The organism is Streptomyces sp. HmicA12, assembly GCF_000373565.1.
Lineage (GTDB): Bacteria > Actinomycetota > Actinomycetes > Streptomycetales > Streptomycetaceae > Streptomyces.
The window spans coordinates 566,502-580,975 of the sequence record NZ_KB891798.1 but is presented as its reverse complement, the minus strand read 5'-3'; the positions used below and the strand labels follow the sequence as shown (position 1 = coordinate 580,975).

General features: G+C 67.9%; 13 protein-coding genes and 4 pseudogenes. 8 read left to right on the top strand and 9 right to left on the bottom strand.

Annotated features, from left to right (window positions below; genetic code table 11):
- Positions 1 to 240: 240 nt before the first annotated feature.
- Positions 241 to 576, bottom strand: a complete 336-nt coding sequence (locus B072_RS0106540) for a hypothetical protein (protein WP_018529140.1) — start codon at positions 574 to 576, stop codon at positions 241 to 243.
- Between the two features lie 300 nt (positions 577 to 876).
- On the opposite strand from B072_RS0106540, the pseudogene B072_RS49585 reads away from it, so the two are divergent.
- From B072_RS49585 to B072_RS0106535, 3 genes and pseudogenes are all read left to right on the top strand, one after another.
- Positions 877 to 1,143 (top strand): annotated as a pseudogene (locus B072_RS49585) (transposase family protein); the annotation flags it as partial.
- 70 nt (positions 1,144 to 1,213) lie between these two features.
- Entirely contained in the window at positions 1,214 to 1,657 is a 444-nt protein-coding gene (locus B072_RS49580; protein WP_267880622.1) for a transposase family protein, read from the top strand.
- Positions 1,555 to 2,496 (top strand): hypothetical protein, encoded by a 942-nt coding sequence (locus B072_RS0106535; RefSeq protein ID WP_026245515.1) that lies wholly within the window; start codon positions 1,555 to 1,557, stop codon positions 2,494 to 2,496. The genes B072_RS49580 and B072_RS0106535 overlap by 103 nt, the downstream gene beginning before the upstream one ends.
- A 409-nt stretch (positions 2,497 to 2,905) precedes the next feature.
- Here B072_RS0106535 and B072_RS0106530 read toward each other — a convergent pair whose 3' ends face one another.
- Both B072_RS0106530 and B072_RS0106525 read right to left on the bottom strand, forming a co-directional pair.
- On the bottom strand, positions 2,906 to 3,736 hold the full coding sequence (locus B072_RS0106530; RefSeq protein WP_018529137.1) for a hypothetical protein: 831 nt from the start codon (positions 3,734 to 3,736) through the stop codon (positions 2,906 to 2,908).
- A 77-nt stretch (positions 3,737 to 3,813) separates the two neighbouring features.
- Positions 3,814 to 4,461 carry an RNA polymerase sigma factor gene (locus B072_RS0106525; protein WP_018529136.1) on the bottom strand — a complete coding sequence of 216 codons (648 nt, stop codon included), beginning with the start codon at positions 4,459 to 4,461 and terminating at the stop codon, positions 3,814 to 3,816.
- Positions 4,462 to 5,520: 1,059 nt separating this feature from the next.
- Between B072_RS0106525 and B072_RS0106520 the strand changes: the two genes are divergently transcribed.
- Positions 5,521 to 6,207 (top strand): hypothetical protein, encoded by a 687-nt coding sequence (locus tag B072_RS0106520; protein WP_018529135.1) that lies wholly within the window; start codon positions 5,521 to 5,523, stop codon positions 6,205 to 6,207.
- A gap of 41 nt (positions 6,208 to 6,248) precedes the next feature.
- Here B072_RS0106520 and B072_RS0106515 read toward each other — a convergent pair whose 3' ends face one another.
- A complete protein-coding gene (locus tag B072_RS0106515; protein WP_018529134.1) occupies positions 6,249 to 7,187 on the bottom strand; it encodes a hypothetical protein in 939 nt (312 codons plus the stop codon).
- 168 nt (positions 7,188 to 7,355) lie between these two features.
- Between B072_RS0106515 and B072_RS49000 the strand changes: the two are divergent.
- Positions 7,356 to 7,511 (top strand): annotated as a pseudogene (locus B072_RS49000) (integrase core domain-containing protein); the annotation flags it as partial.
- A gap of 605 nt (positions 7,512 to 8,116) precedes the next feature.
- Positions 8,117 to 9,070, top strand: coding sequence for an IS481 family transposase (locus B072_RS0106510; protein ID WP_026245514.1), 954 nt, complete (start codon positions 8,117 to 8,119; stop codon positions 9,068 to 9,070).
- Positions 9,071 to 9,190: 120 nt separating this feature from the next.
- Here B072_RS0106510 and B072_RS0106505 read toward each other — a convergent pair whose 3' ends face one another.
- The 4 genes from B072_RS0106505 to B072_RS0106485 all read right to left on the bottom strand — a co-directional run bounded on the left by B072_RS0106505 (position 9,191) and on the right by B072_RS0106485 (position 12,598).
- Positions 9,191 to 9,472, bottom strand: coding sequence for an HU family DNA-binding protein (locus B072_RS0106505; protein WP_018529132.1), 282 nt, complete (start codon positions 9,470 to 9,472; stop codon positions 9,191 to 9,193).
- A 309-nt stretch (positions 9,473 to 9,781) separates the two neighbouring features.
- Positions 9,782 to 10,216, bottom strand: a complete 435-nt coding sequence (locus B072_RS0106500) for an SMI1/KNR4 family protein (RefSeq protein WP_018529131.1) — start codon at positions 10,214 to 10,216, stop codon at positions 9,782 to 9,784.
- Positions 10,217 to 10,818: 602 nt separating this feature from the next.
- On the bottom strand, positions 10,819 to 10,995 hold the full coding sequence (locus tag B072_RS48060; RefSeq protein ID WP_158689161.1) for a hypothetical protein: 177 nt from the start codon (positions 10,993 to 10,995) through the stop codon (positions 10,819 to 10,821).
- Positions 10,996 to 11,335: 340 nt separating this feature from the next.
- Entirely contained in the window at positions 11,336 to 12,598 is a 1,263-nt protein-coding gene (locus tag B072_RS0106485) for an IS256 family transposase (RefSeq protein ID WP_018529129.1), read from the bottom strand.
- Between B072_RS0106485 and B072_RS49930 the strand changes: the two are divergent.
- Both B072_RS49930 and B072_RS49925 read left to right on the top strand, forming a co-directional pair.
- Positions 12,539 to 12,848 (top strand): annotated as a pseudogene (locus B072_RS49930) (transposase); the annotation flags it as partial. The gene B072_RS0106485 and the pseudogene B072_RS49930 sit on opposite strands and share 60 nt — an antisense overlap.
- 64 nt (positions 12,849 to 12,912) lie before the next feature.
- A pseudogene (locus B072_RS49925) lies at positions 12,913 to 13,443 on the top strand (IS5 family transposase); the annotation flags it as partial.
- A gap of 58 nt (positions 13,444 to 13,501) precedes the next feature.
- On the opposite strand, the gene B072_RS0106475 reads toward B072_RS49925, so the two are convergent.
- The gene (locus B072_RS0106475) at positions 13,502 to 14,269 is read right to left on the bottom strand and encodes an alpha/beta hydrolase (protein ID WP_018529127.1); all 768 of its coding nucleotides are present in this window, start codon (positions 14,267 to 14,269) and stop codon (positions 13,502 to 13,504) included.
- Positions 14,270 to 14,474 lie beyond the last annotated feature (205 nt).

Genomic DNA, 14,474 nt, shown 5'->3' with positions numbered 1-14,474 from the left:
CGGGCGCAGGTCAGGGACGCGTCATCAGGGTGAGCGATACGTACCCATTGGCCGCGCCGACACCGCCCGCCGCGCACGCCAGAGGGTCAGGGACCGGACGGACGACGGTCTGGGTAACGGCGGCGAGGCGGAAACCGACAGCTCAACCGCTCCATGTTCCTCTTCGCCGTCGCCACGTCACGCGCCCCGGACGAGCCACCGCATGACCGGCCTCGGGCGTCGTGACTGGACCAGACGGCCTCACAGACAGTCGCATCCTGTGGTGTAGAGCAGCAGGAAGAGGGCCGTCGTGGCGGTCACGGTGAAACCGACAGCGGTCAAGGCCGCGAGGCCCCGACGGTGCCCCTTCCCGGGAGTGCGGAAAGTTCGCCAGGCGCCGTGGGCGAGGAAGAGGGTGAACAGCCCGGCCACCACGATCGTGAAGCGTGGGCTGACGGACCAGCTCAGGTAGGCGATCAGAGCCAGACAGCCGAGCAGGGCGCAGGCGAGCACGCTGAGGATCACCTCGGCGACGGCTTCTCCCAGTGTCTCGACCAGGAAGTCGCCGACGCCTCTCGCTGTCCTGCGGACCCCCACGGCGCTCCTCCCCCTCGCGTCGATGGCCCCGAGCGGAGCCCGGCATGGAGGACTCCCGCCGAGCCGGAATGGTTGCCGGGGCGCTCAAGAGTTGCCCACTGCGACACAGCCGCACCATGACGATGGACAGAGAAGTCCGCCATCTTGAAGTCGCAGGTCATCAGGGTGGTGTGATCGTTGGCGAGGAGGCTCGCGCTGGTCGTGGGCGGCAGGCTGCGCTGTTGATCGGCGGGCGGCGAACAACGGCGGTCTGTTCGTTTCCAGGTCGCGGAGGCGTACGGGTTCGCAGGCTCGCGGTCCCTGCGCGCCACCCGCGCACTTTGCCTGGGCCGCACCCTGAAGAGGATCGCGAAACGGGGCGGCGAGGTCGTCCTCATCGACGGCACCCTCATCCCCACCGTCCGCCGCACCGGCGCCGCGAACCGGCCCAACTACTCCGGCAAACACCGCCGTCACGGCCCGCGCTTCCTCGCCCTCACCGACGAGAACGGCCGCCTGATCCGGATCTCCGCGGCCCGCCCCGGCACCACCCACGACATCACCGCCGCCCGCCACGACCACATCCTGGCCCACCTGCGCGCCGCCGGACTCAGGGCGCTGGCCGACCTCGGTTTCCGCGGGCTGGACAATGACCCCCGTGGTCGTCACCGGCTTCGCCGCCACCCGCACCCACAAGCTCACCCCGGGCCAGAAGGAAGCCAACCGTGTCCTCGCCGTCGGGCGTGCACCGGTCGAGCACAGCTTCGCCCACCACAAGAACTGGCGGATCCTGACCAAGCTCCGTACCGATCCCGCACACGCCGCTCAGCTCCTGCGTGCACTGCTCGTTCTGACGCATCTGGAAGTCAACCGCTCAGACAACAACGCATGCAGTTCCCGGCGACATCACCTTCGGCAGTCGTTCCGCCCTCTGGCCAAGAACCCCGAGCGCGGCTTTGACTTGCTCGAACACGGCAACGGGAGTGAAGGGACACGGGCGTGCGCGCACGGGGCATCAACTACGACACAGGGTTCCTCCCAGGGGAAGAACTCTCCCGCAAGAGCTTCACGCCTGAGACGGTCCGGCGCGACATGGCGGTGATCTCCGGAGATCTCCACTGTGACGCCGTTCGCATCTCGGGACGCGAACCTGAACGGTTGAGCATCGCTGCAAGGCACGCCGCGGACGCGGGCCTTGAGGTCTGGTTCGCCCCCTTTCCCGTGGACCTTCCCCGCGACCAGCTGCTCCCGTTCTTCGCCGACTGCGCCGCTCGGGCCGAAGCCACACGGGAGGCCGGCGCCGATGTGGTGTTCGTCGCCGGCTGCGAGATCAGCGCGTTCTGCGGCGGTTTCCTCCCGGGCGACACCTACGGCGACCGTATGCGGGCCATGGCCGGCGCCGACATGGAGTGGTGGTCCTCACTCGAACCGGTGCAAGAACGCCTCAACGACTTCCTCTCCCAGATCGTCGCGACCGTCCGTACGCACTTCGGCGGGCAGGTCACCTACGCCTCGGCTCCCTGGGAGTTCGTCGACTGGGGTGCATTCGACCTCGTCGGCATCGATGCCTACCGGGCCGCCTACAACGCCGACAGCTTCCGTGACGAGCTGCGTGGGCACCTCGCCCACGGCAAGCCCGTCGCGGTGACCGAGTACGGAACCTGTGCGTACCGGGGCGCGGGAGAACGTGGCGGCATGGCCTGGCAGGTGCCGCACGGCGCGGTCCCTGACGAAGACGAGCAGGCGCGCTACCTCACCGAATTGCTGGACATCTTCGAGGAAGAAGGCGTGGACACCGCGCTCTGGTTCACCTTCGCCGGCTACAGCAGACCCGGGCAGCACGACCTTGGCTCCTACGGCGTCGTCCGGATGCTCGACGAGAGGCGCTGGGAACCTAAGACGGTATTCCACACGATGGCAGCCCGATACCGACGCGGCTGATGTACCAAGCCCTCCAGCCCTTGGCAGCAGCCGCTCCACAGCCCCCGATCATCCGTCACGCTGGAGTGCGGAGTGACGGATGATCTACTGCACGGACTGCCGCCCCTCACCAGCACGAGTACCCCGAACGACCGTCACACCAGCCTATTGACCTGCGCCTTCAAGGTGGCGGAGGCAGCCGCGGGTGGAAGAAGCAGAGAACGCGAGCGTCGACGGAGGCGGCCCGCTCACGTCGCCGACGATGGTGCTGCTGAGGCACTTAGAAGTGATCTCCTTTGGTTGCTGATGTGATTAGAGCGGTGACCTCTCACATGCCGCGGTCTGGGCCGTGCCAAGGTTCGGGGCGTTCGTCAGCGGACATCGAAAGGTGCTGCAACTTCACGGGGCCGGGGGCCGCGGTCGGGGAAGGTCACTGATCGGCGCTGAACTCTGGGTCCTTGGCCTGGTTGTAGATCTCCTTGCCCGACGCGTCGTAGGCATGGACGTAAGCAGTCGGGCCCGGGAAGTGCTTGTCGGACGGATCGTCGGCGGCGATCGCAGCCGTGTAGACGAACGCGCCGCCGGCCATGACGGTCGGGTACTGCTTCGGCTTGTCGCCGTAGCTGACGGTGACCTTGGCGACGTCCGACGTGTAGTGCCCAGCCCCCACCATGACGTACTTCCCCCTGCCTGCGGGCGAGAGAGAGGCGTCGAAGTACTCGATCAGATGACCAGCGCCCCACAGACGGTCGTTGATGAAGGTGGGCGGGGAGTCCGGGCTGCTGCCCTTGTCGCCCTTCGCCTCGCACTGCACGTACTTGCCCGCGGAGTTCGCGGCGACGACCACTCCGTCCGCTGCCTTCGAGGCGATGGGCGTACGGACCGCGATGACGGCGTGGAAGCGCGACGCGTCCTGTCCCAGGCAGGAGGAGAGGATGTTGGTGACGGACCCGGTGTCGATCGGCTTCGTCGTCCCGTTGATGAAGGTGAAGCCGTTCGGGTCGGTCTTCACGGGAGCTGAGGACGGTCTGCCGGCCCCGCCCGTGGAAGCGGGCGTGGGGCCCGGACGAGGTGACGCCGCGGCGTTCGCCGGGCCCTCGTCGCGGAGAGCGGGGTCGGCGCCGCCCGGCCCGGCGTCCCCGAGGCCGCCGAAGGCGACCACGGCCGTAGCGCTCACCGCCGTGACACCGGCGGCCACGCTCAGCGGCACGCCCCACTTGCGTCGTAGTGAAACATCGTTGTTCTCAGGACCGATCTTCATCAGCAGCTCCTCTCGGGTCCGCCGGGCGTCCGGCAGATCACGATCCGAAGGAGGCGCTGGAAAGCCCTGCTCATCGCTCATCGTGCGACCTCCTTCGTGTTGACGGGGTGTCCTGGACTGAACGGCGCCGGAACCGCGGCCGCGCTCAAGAGGTCGGCCCCCAGCCTCTGCCTGGCCCGGTGCAGTCGGGATTTCACGGTTCCGACCGCCACCTTCAGCACAGTCGCGGCGGCCTGCTGGTCCAGGCCCGACCAGACGCAGAGTTCGACGACCTCGCGTTCGTGGCGCGGCAGCCGGGCCATCGCGCGGTGGATCTCCGACATGCGGCGCTCGTCGTCGACCCGGCCGACGACCCGGTCCGCGTGGTCGGCCACCGGCTCGTCGTGCGAGATGAGCCGGTGCAGCAACGCTTCGGCCCGTCTCAGTCGCCGTCTGGTGTTCGACAGCAGGCGGTCGGCGATGCCCAGCAGCCACGGCAACGCGGAATCGCGGTCGAGGACCGTTTCCGACCGGCGTCGCCAGGCGTGCAGGAACACAGTCGATGTGAGGTCCTCGGCCTCGGACCAGTCGGCCGTCCGGCGAAACAGGTAGTTGTAGACGGCCTTGCCGTGGCGGTCGAAGATCCGGCCGAACGCCTCCCGGTCGCCGTCGACGGCGCGCGCCCACAGCTCTCGATCAGAAGCCCCTCCGCCCGGGGCGGTGTGGCCGGCGTCGTTCAGTTCCATGCTCTCTACGTGTCCGGCACCCGGCCGAAGGTTCCCGTGGCGCGCCAACTTCTTTTGTACCGGCTTGGAGGTCTCGTAGCCCGCCCGGCCGCCGTACGGCATCCGGCATGTATTTGCCGGAGCAGTAGGGCCGATCGGCGGCGATACGGTCGATAACGAGCACGGTGCCGTCCAGGATCACGTACGCCTTCGTTCGAGCTGTCACCATCTCTTCGTTGAGCGTCGGAGCCTGCGCGGCAAGTACCTCGATCGCCTCACGCACGTAGCGGAAGACCGTGGCGATTCCGCTGCCGAACCCGGCTGCGAGCTGAGCTTAGGTGTCACCGCACCGCAGGTGAGCCAGCGCCGGCAGGGCTTGGCGTCCTGCAGTCAGCCGCCGCCACCCGGTGCCGACTTCTCGGCGTCGGGTCTGCAGTCTTCGGCTCAGGTGACGCACGTGCGCGATGGGCAGACTGATCACCGACGGGTGGACAAGCACGCAAGGCTGCTGGCAGGACGCGGTAGATCTTGGCCGTAACACCTCATACCAGGACCTTCACCGTGTCGTATGGACGCGCAACTGGCGGACGGCAGGCTCAGGTTGGGAACGGATCAACACCCGGCTCGAGCAGAAGCTCTTCGTAGTCGCAGACGCGGACGGCCCGGTAGCCAGCCCTTCGGATCGCCTTGAGGACCGTTGCCGTGTCGGACACGGCAGCAGTTGGTGAGGTGCCGAGGTGCGGTTGGCATACAAGGAGTGAGTGCCGGTCCAGGAAGTCGATCACGGCTGGGAGCCGCCACGTAGATCTGGCACTCGAGATCTCGTTCCGCCTTGGCCGGCCCGGACGCACAGTCCTCCATGAGTAGGTCTTCCCTGGCCAGCACCCGTTGCGGAAACCCCTGCAGCCTCGGCAGCGGCATCAAAGCGAGGTTGGAAAGGGCTCAGTGACTCCAGAGGATGCCCTCCCGGTCTTCTTCTCACGCCTGGCGCGCCCGAGACCCCGCCGCGTTCGGGCGGCGCCCGTCAACCGGTCGATTACTCCCGGGAAACTCGTAGGCTTACATGCCACAACGACGCGGATGGCGGTGGATCAGGTGCTCAACCCGTGGGCGCGCGCGACGAGGAGCGCACCGTACGCCGTCCCTGAAGACCTGCCTCACTTGCAGGCCCTCGCCGAGACCGAGGGCGGCTCGCGCGCGACGTACCGGCTCGACCTGACGCTCCCGCCGGAACCGTTCTCCGGCCTCCACCACGCGCCCCTGGTCATGCTGCTGGCCAACCCAGGTGTGCGCGACGGGGATCCGGCCGCCTACGCCCGGCCCGGCGTGACCGAGCGGACCCTGCAGAACATCGCCAACGCCGGCGGGACGCCCAACCACTTCCTGACGGACGCCGACAAGGAGCATCCGGGCCGCCTGTGGTGGTCCCGAATCCTGAACGATCTGACGAAGCAGGGGTACAGCGTCGACGAGCTCTCCAGGAAGCTCCTCGCCGTGCAGTTCCACGGCTACCACTCGCGGGCGTGGCGGCCGATCCCGTACACGCTGCCCTCCCAGTCCTTCGCCTTCCACCTGGTGCGCCGCGCCATCGCCCGCAACGCGGTGATCGTTCTCGGGCGCATCGCGGACACCTGGAGGATTGCCGTGCCGGAGCTGGCGTCGTATCCGAACGTGGTGACGCCGAAGTCACCGCGGAACGCGGTGATCAGCCGGGGCAACTTCAGCCCCGAGGACTTCGAGCGGATCGAGCACGCGCTCCAGAGCTGAGCGCGCACACCGCGGTGCGGTGCTCGCCCGGCAAGCAGCGGTCAGAGGCCGGCACGCGTGGAGGCCAACTTCGCGTCCGACGCGCGCATCTGCCCGCATCCCTGCGGGTGCTGCTGCTCCATCTCCTCCAGCCGTACTGGCGACTTGCGCAGAGCCGCGGTCGCCTCCGGGTCCAGGGTTGCCTCGACCTCGTACGGCTTGCCCGTATCGGCCGACGCCGGGCGCGGCGACGACTTCACGTGCGCCATCGCCGCGACCTTTGCTTCGACCCCGCCGAAGTAGAACCACAGCCGGTCGCCGTCCCTCATCTTGGTCAGCGGCCTCCCGAGCCACCACCAGGTCGGACCGGACTTCTCACGCGCCATCCTCGCCACTCGCGCCGGAGTGGCGGGACCGCCATCGATCGAGTTGAGCTCCGGGTCCAGGCAGTACAGCCAGTCCCGAGCGCCGGGGATCCGGTAGACGGCGCGTCCGCCTCGGCCCGGAATCTTCTCCAGCACCTCTTGCTCGCTCAGCGTGCGCAGCAGCGCGCGGGCCCGCTTGTCGTCGATGTCCCAGCCGTAGCTGCTCATGGTGTCGACGACGCGGACCGGGTCCCACTCTCCGTCCTCACTGGTCACCCGGCTCTCCAACGCCTCCACCTGCGTCAGCCGCGTCTGGTTGCGCGGACGGCCGTGCCGTTCCAGCAGCTCGTACAGCCTGGCCGCGCCCATCTTCGCGGCGATGCCCAGGGCGTCCCGGTCCACGGCGCCGGTCTCGTCCACCGCCACGACGGCTCTCTCCCGCCAGTCCTCCAGGCGCTCCAGCAGCTCGGTCACGGCTGCGATGTCCCGCCACAGTTCACCGGGCCCGACCTGGTCGGACAGCAGCACCTCACCCCGCAGTACGCCGGCCAGCACTCGGGCGAGCTGGTCGGACGAGAGCACGACGTGCTCCCGGCTTCCGTCGTCGCCGAAGGTGAAGTCAATCCGCGTCGCCATGATGACTCTTTCTCTCTGGATTGGAGGTGAGGTTACATCCGACGCTTGTCGGCACGCCACCACTTCGACAGCACTGGGCAGTTGGGCATGCCACAGCGAGGCGCCGCGGCGCGAGATGGCGCACCGAAGCCGGACGACGGAGCTCCTGGGCTTCGCGGGCGGGGGCGCCTGGACAACGCGGTGATGGAACCGTTCTGGTCCTCGATGCAGATCGAGCTGCTCAATCGCCAGCGGTGCAAGACCCGTGTCGAACTGGCCAACGGCACCTCCGAGTTCATCGAAATCTTCTACAACCGCCAGCGACGACACCCGGCACTGGGATACCGCGGGGCCGTAGGAGCGCTCCGGCCAGCAAGCCCGCCCATCAATCCATGGGCCGCCAGTCGGCGACCCATCAGTTCGGCCACGGAGTTCGAGGTTCCCGACGAACTCCACGGGCAGTTCGGCCGGGAGCTTGCTCGCTCCCGGGAACGGGAGCGAAGCCTGAGTCTGAGGCCTGAAGCTCCAGCACCGCTTCGGGTCGGACGTCGTCGCCCCCAGCGCCCGGAAACAACACCAGCAGTGCGATCCCGCCCCAGGGCGGGTCGTACACCAGGACATACGGCTTGGGCACAGGGCCGGGCGCACAGGCCGCACGGTCCAGGGCCCTGGCCGTTGTGTCTGCCACCGCCCCAGCCATGGCTGACAGGCCGCTGCCCCGCTCGTGCTGCAGACCCCCAGCCGTCATGCCCGTCGGCCGCGATCCTCGCCTCCCACCGACAGGAGAGCGGCCGGCCGGTTCGTGGGAACCAGTGCGCGGTGGAGCCCTAGCTGTTCTGTCCGGGGAGGTTGTGGACGGGTGAGGCAGGTCTCGGCTGAGGGATCTTGAACGGGTGAGGGCCTTCCGGTTCGGTGTGGATTGCGACATCTACACCAACAGAAAGGCCCTCGTGGTCCACCGTGATGCGCCCCTGACCGAGACCGGACGGCTGCGTCTGGCCCGCTGCGTGGTCGAGGACCGCTGGCCGCTGCGGCGGGCCGCCGAACGCTTCCAGGTCTCACCCACCACGGCCCGGCGATGGGCCGAGCGCTACCGGCAGTTCGGCGAAGCCGGGATGTCCGACCGTTCCTCCCGCCCGCGCACAAGCCCGCGCCGGACACCGACCCGCACCGAACGCCGGATCATCAAGGTCAGGCTCCTGCGCAGATGGGGACCGGCCCGCATCGCACACCTGCTCGGCCTGGTGCCCTCCACCGTCCACCGGGTGCTGACCCGCTACCGGCTGGCCCGCCTCACCCACCTGGACCGCGCCACCGGCCGGGTCATACGCCGCTACGAACGCGAACGGCCCGGCGAACTCGTGCATGTGGACATCAAGAAACTCGGCAACATCCCCCACGGCGGCGGACACAAGACCCTGGGCCGCCAGGCGGGCCGCAAGACCCGCAACAACGCCGGCTACAGCTACATCCACACCGCCGTCGACGACCACTCCCGCCTCGCCTACAGCGAGATCCACACGGACGAGAAGAAGGACACCGCGACCGGCTTCTGGCAGCGGGCCCACGCCTACTTCACCGGCGCGGGCATCACCATCGAACGCGTCCTGACGGACAACGGCAGCTGCTATCGCTCCCGCACCTGGCGCGATGCCCTGGCAGCGGCCGGGATCACCCACAAGCGAACCCGGCCCTACCGGCCCCAGACCAACGGCAAGGTCGAACACCTCAACCGCACCCTGCTCGACGAATGGGCCTACGCCCGCCCCTACCGCTCAGAGCAGGAACGACGCGACGCCTTCCCGCACTGGCTGCACTCCTACAATCACCACCGCGGACACACCGCGCTCGCAGGCCAACCACCCGCCAGCCGCGTCCCCAACCTCACAGGTCAATACACCTAGACCACGCACTGAACCGTCCGATCGCCACACCTCAGTCATACGAGTCGCGAGATTCTTCGTCGCCACGGTGAAGGGCGGCTACTCGGAGACCCGAGCAACCGCCCCTGCAAGCCGGTGGACTTACTTGCCCTTGGCCGCTTCCTTGAGCTTGGAACCCGCGGACACCTTCACGCTGTAGCCGGCGGGGATCGTCATCGCCTCACCCGTGGCAGGGTTGCGGCCCTCACGCGCGGCACGGTGCGTGCGCTCGAAGGACAGGAAGCCAGGGATCGTGACCTTCTCATCGCCCTTGGCGACCACGTCGCCGACCGTCACGGCGAAAGCCGTCAAAATCGCGTCGGCATCCTTCTGGGTCACCTCGGCGCGCTCGGCCAGCGCGGCCACCAATTCACTACGAGTCATAGCATTACTCCGAATCAAGCGTGGGACACCCCACTCCGCCAGGGAGCGGGAACTGATCAAGCTCCCCATGCTGCCATCCGTCACTGACAACGGAACGGCACCCCGGCCTCACCTGCCCCGAACAGCCCTGTGGCTACGCATGGCACACCTCTTGTTCTGCGCGGGCGCGGGTGGCGACGAGGCGGTAGGCATCCGTGCGCCACCGTCGACCGTCTCACCTTGGGCGGCAGCATCATCGAGACCGGAAGCAAGTCCTACCGCCTTGCTCACGCTCAAGCCCGCATGGACGAAACCCCGAAGCCTGAGCGCTCAGTCCCTCCACCAGTCGCCGGAGTCCTCCAACGCTCGACGCAGGTAGTCGTCCAGTCCGTTCGCCACCATGGCACGCCCGTCCGTCTCGTGATCCCAGACGAACACGTCGTCACGCAGCGGGACCCTGACAAAGGCGAACTGATCTCCGCCACTGTTGTCACCGAAGAACATCAGCGGCTCAAAGGGCATGTAGAGCGTGGCGAAGTCCGCGGACGCGCGGAACGACGTGTTCTCTTTCGCAATCCGCTCGGCACTCCACACCACGTCGGTGCCGTAAGGCCCGCGCACTCCATTGCATTCACGTAGCAGGGACGAGAGAGCCGCGGGGAGCGGCTGCTCCAGCACACGCTCGACCTCAGCCAACGCCTCACCGGTCGCCGGCCCAGCAAGCTCCGCCTCTGCCATCACGTCGAGGATCTGTTCGCGCCACATGCGGCGAGCATCACAGGAGCCTGACGATCACGACAACCCGATCACGCCTCCAAATGTCCGTCACCCACTCCAGAACGACATCGAATCTCGCCTGCAACGACACTCGCCGACACTGCGCAGTCAAGTGCCGAGGCTGTCGGCACTCCAACCGCAGCCTCAAGGGCCAAGGCCGTACTCGGCGTTGAGGATTCCGGTGGGCTCGGTCGGAGGTATGGGCGCGATCTGGGCGCTTCGGAAGCCCGTGAACGGGGACGACGCCGACGACACCCGCCGTCGAGCCAAGACGCTGGCCACGTAGGTTGGGAACGGGGAGAGCTCCGTCTGGCGAAGGTTGTTGGGCGACGACAATCGCCGCGTTAAGTGATCGGTTCGCCATTGCTCGACCCACAGGGAGACCATGTTCGGGCGGTTCTCAACGAGCCGTGCGGACGCGGAACAGGTTCCCGCTGATCACTGTCCGGTGGTGGTGATGAGAATCCGTGAAACCGGCCAGTGATGCTCTTCGTTCCCCAATCGGTTGCTGTCGGCAACGACAGCCGGGGCTGCCCCTGTCCAGTGCACCATCGTCACCGCCGCCTGTTTCGAAGCGGCGGGGGGCGGTGTCATGCGCCCCAGCCTCTGACGACCAACCCCACCGCGACCGCCAGCACCGACCAGTACCCGACGACGACCGCCGTCCTGGCCCGAGACTTCTTGCCGGCGTCCTCCAACCAGCGGGCAACGAACGCGCCCAACGGAACGACGAAGATGATCAGCGCAAAGCCCACCCAGAAACCCACTCAGCCCCCTTGCGATCGAGTACCGAGCGTAGGCCACGCGCACCAAGCTCGACAGCGTCAGACCGGCTCCCTGGATGCGATGTTCTGGTCCGCGTCAGGACGCAGAAAACACGTCCCCGCCCTTGGGGAGATCAACTGAGCAGGTCTGGCCCCTGAGAGAGCGCCACCTGGGGAGATTCAAAGGTTGCCATCAGTGGAGCCACCTACCACCTCGACCGGCCGACAGCGGCTGTTGTGGCTCCGGAAGCGACCGCTCGCGCTTCGTCGGATCCCGCTGCCCCCTGCCCAGTCAGCGAACAACGGGATTGTCAAACGAGCGGTGTAACTGGGGCTGTTGTACTTACTGACGAGCTGCCGTCAGGCGGCCGTCGAAGGTGATGTCGAAGGCGTTCAGCGCGGTCTTCCAGCGCATGGTCCAGCGGGCCTGTCCCTTGCCGGTGGGATCGAGGGACATAATTGCCATGTAGACACATTTCAGGGCGGCTTGCTCGTCGGGGAAGTGTCCGCGGGCCTTGACCGCCCGACGGATGCGGGCGTTCACGGACTCGATCGCGTTCGTCGTGCAGACGATGCGGCGGATCTCGGTGTCGAACCGCAGGAACGGAGTGAACTCCTCCCAGGCGTTCTCCCACAGCTTCACGATCGCGGGATACTTCCGGCCCCAGGCATCGGCGAACTCCGCGAACCGGTCCAGGGCTGCCTCCTCGGTGGCGGCGGTGTAGACGGGCTTGAGCAGGCGAGCGATCTTGTCCCAGTCCTGGCGGGCGGCATAGCGGAAGGAGTTCCGCAGCAGGTGCACCACGCAAGTCTGCACGATCGTGCGGGGCCAAACCGTCTCCACCGCCTCGGGCAGCCCCTTGAGCCCGTCGCAGACCAGCATGAGCACATCGCCGACGCCGCGGTTCTTGATCTCGGTGAGGAGATGCATCCAGTGCTTGGCACCCTCGCCGCCGTCGCCGGCCCACAGCCCCAGGATTTCCCGCCGGCCCTCGGCGGTGACTGCCAGGGCCACGTAGACGGGTCGGTTCGCGACCGCACCGTCGCGGATCTTCACGTGGATGGCGTCGATGAAAAGCACCGGATAGACGGCGTCGAGCGGCCGGCTCTGCCATTCGGCCATGCCCTGGAGGACCTTGTCGGTGATGGTGGAGATGGTCTGGCGGGAGACCTCGGCGCCATGGACCTCGGCCAGGTGGGCCTGGACCTCGCCGGTGGTCAGGCCCTTCGCGGCCAGTGAGATGACCATCTCGTCGACGCCGGTCAGGCGCTTCTGCCGCTTCTTGACGATCTTCGGTTCGAAGGAGCCGTCGCGGTCGCGGGGCACGGTTATCTCCACCGGGCCGACGTCGGTCAGCACGGTCTTGGAGCGTTTGCCGTTGCGGGAGTTGCCGCCGTTCTTGCCGGCCGCGTCGTGCTTGTCGTAGCCGAGGTGGTCGGTGATCTCGCCTTCCAGGGCGGACTCCAGCAGTCGCTTGGTCAGTTGCTGCAGCAGCCCGCCCTCGCCGGTCAGCTGCAGGCCCTCGGCCTGGGCCCGGCCTACCAGCCGCAGCGCCTGCGAGAGCAGTTCGAGGGCGTCATCTGGCGGTTCCGCACTGGCAGCCAATGGCGAGAGGTGCCAGAGGAGTTCGGGGCCTGGCAGACGGTCTACGGCCGCTTCACCCGGTGGCGCGACGTCGGCATGTTCGCCGCGCTGATGGAGGGGATGATCGCCGAGGCCGCGCGGCGCCGCCAGGCCGACATGTCCCTGGTCAGCGTGGACTCCACGGTGGCCCGCGCCCATCACGACGCGGCTGGGATGGTGGTGGAACCGGAGGTCCTGGCGGCCCTGGAAGAGGCCGCGGCGCGGGAAAAGGGGCCACGGAAACCGGGCAAACCGCCCCGGCGACCGTCGACTCGCCGACCTGTGAGTCCGAGCGGGCCGAGCGCCGACGGCTGCGTCGGCGCCGCCGGGCCCGGCTCAAGGCGGCGGCGCTGGGCCGCTCGCGCGGTGGGCTGACCAGCAAGGTCCACCTCGCGGCAGACCGGCGATGCCGCCCGCTGGCGTTCGTGCTCACGCCTGGGCAGGCCGCCGACAGCCCCCGGTTCGTCGCGGTATTGGAGAAGGTCAAGGTGCGCGGGCCGGTGGGCCGTCCGCGCACCCGACCGGACGCGGTTGCTGCCGATAAGGCGTACTCCTCGCGGGCGAACCGCGCCTACCTGCGCAGACGCGGGATCAAGGCGGTCATCCCGGAGAAGGCCGATCAGGCTGCGAATCGTAAGAAGCGAGGCAGGGACGGCGGTCGACCGGTGTCACATGACGCTGAGCAGTACAAGGAGCGCAACACGGTGGAACGCTGCATCAACAAGATTCGGGCATGGCGGGGCCTGGCCACGCGCTACGACAAGACGCCCGCGAGCTACATGGCGGGGCTCCAACTACGCGGATCCATCATCTGGATACGCAGCCTCACCCCGGGGCCGCGGTCGCGGCGCCCGGCTGGCAAGCCGGACGCCGCAACCGCGCACGTCAGGCCGGCGAGGTGATCGGCCGGCCGAAGTGCCGGGCGAAGAACCGGACCGCGCTGTCGGCCTCGAACCGGGGCAGCTCCTTGTGCTTACCCGAGTTCACGTGCAACGACTTCTCCTTTGAAGCGAAGGCGTCGAACAGCGCGAGACCCTCCTCGCGCGAGATGTGCTCGTCGTCCCACTGCAGGTCGAACTCGATCGGGATGGTGATCTGCTTCGCCTTCTCGGCCAGGACATCGGGCCAGTGCTGGCCGAAGACCGCGGCGGTGATCCTGGGCTCGTTCGCCACGAACGGTATGCCGATCGCGGTGCCCATGTTGATGCCCCAGAAGCCGACCGGCCCGTCGGTGCCGATCTCCGGGAGTTCCTGGAGGGCGTCCAGGGTCGCCTGATACTCGGGCACGGCAAGCTCCGCCAGGTGGGCGTTGTAGCGCACGACGATCGGGCCTTCCGGCTCGCCCGCCGCCCGCGCCCGGAACAGCTCGGCGATCTCCGCCTCGTCGTGCGTCGTGCGCGGCCGGTCGCCGTGACCGGGCGCGTCGATGACAGCGACGCGCAAGCCACAGCCGGTCACGAGGAGACGGGCACGGCCGGACATCGCCGGATGCTTCTTGTGGTTTCCGCCGCCGTGGGCCATCAGGACCAGGGGTGCGCGATCAGCTGCGCCGGAAACCGGCGACCAGAGAACGCCGGGGACGCCGCCCACGACGAAGTCGCGTTCGACCACGCCGTTCGACGACGACTCGGCGGTGAACTGCAGAGAGTGCATAGGTGTTGCCTTTCAGGAGTGCCTTGTTGTCGAGGCGCTCCCGGCGACACCTACGTCAATCGCCGGCCGTGATGGGAAGGGGGAGCACCCACGTTGATACAGCGTTCATGGGTCTCACCTCCTCAGGCGGTGTCACGGTCGACTGAAAGCTACCAGCCCGATGATCACCCATCAACCCTTTTCCCGCCACGTCGATACGACTCCA

Excerpts from the sequence above, each read along its gene's own strand:
- B072_RS0106530 (WP_018529137.1), bottom strand. The coding sequence starts at position 3,736 with ATGAAGATCGGTCCTGAGAACAACGATGTTTCACTACGACGCAAGTGG.
- B072_RS0106525 (WP_018529136.1), bottom strand. The coding sequence starts at position 4,461 with ATGGAACTGAACGACGCCGGCCACACCGCCCCGGGCGGAGGGGCTTCT.
- B072_RS0106520 (WP_018529135.1), top strand. The coding sequence starts at position 5,521 with ATGGCGGTGGATCAGGTGCTCAACCCGTGGGCGCGCGCGACGAGGAGC.
- B072_RS0106515 (WP_018529134.1), bottom strand. The coding sequence starts at position 7,187 with ATGGCGACGCGGATTGACTTCACCTTCGGCGACGACGGAAGCCGGGAG.
- B072_RS0106505 (WP_018529132.1), bottom strand. The coding sequence starts at position 9,472 with ATGACTCGTAGTGAATTGGTGGCCGCGCTGGCCGAGCGCGCCGAGGTG.
- B072_RS0106500 (WP_018529131.1), bottom strand. The coding sequence starts at position 10,216 with ATGTGGCGCGAACAGATCCTCGACGTGATGGCAGAGGCGGAGCTTGCT.
- B072_RS0106475 (WP_018529127.1), bottom strand. The coding sequence starts at position 14,269 with ATGCACTCTCTGCAGTTCACCGCCGAGTCGTCGTCGAACGGCGTGGTC.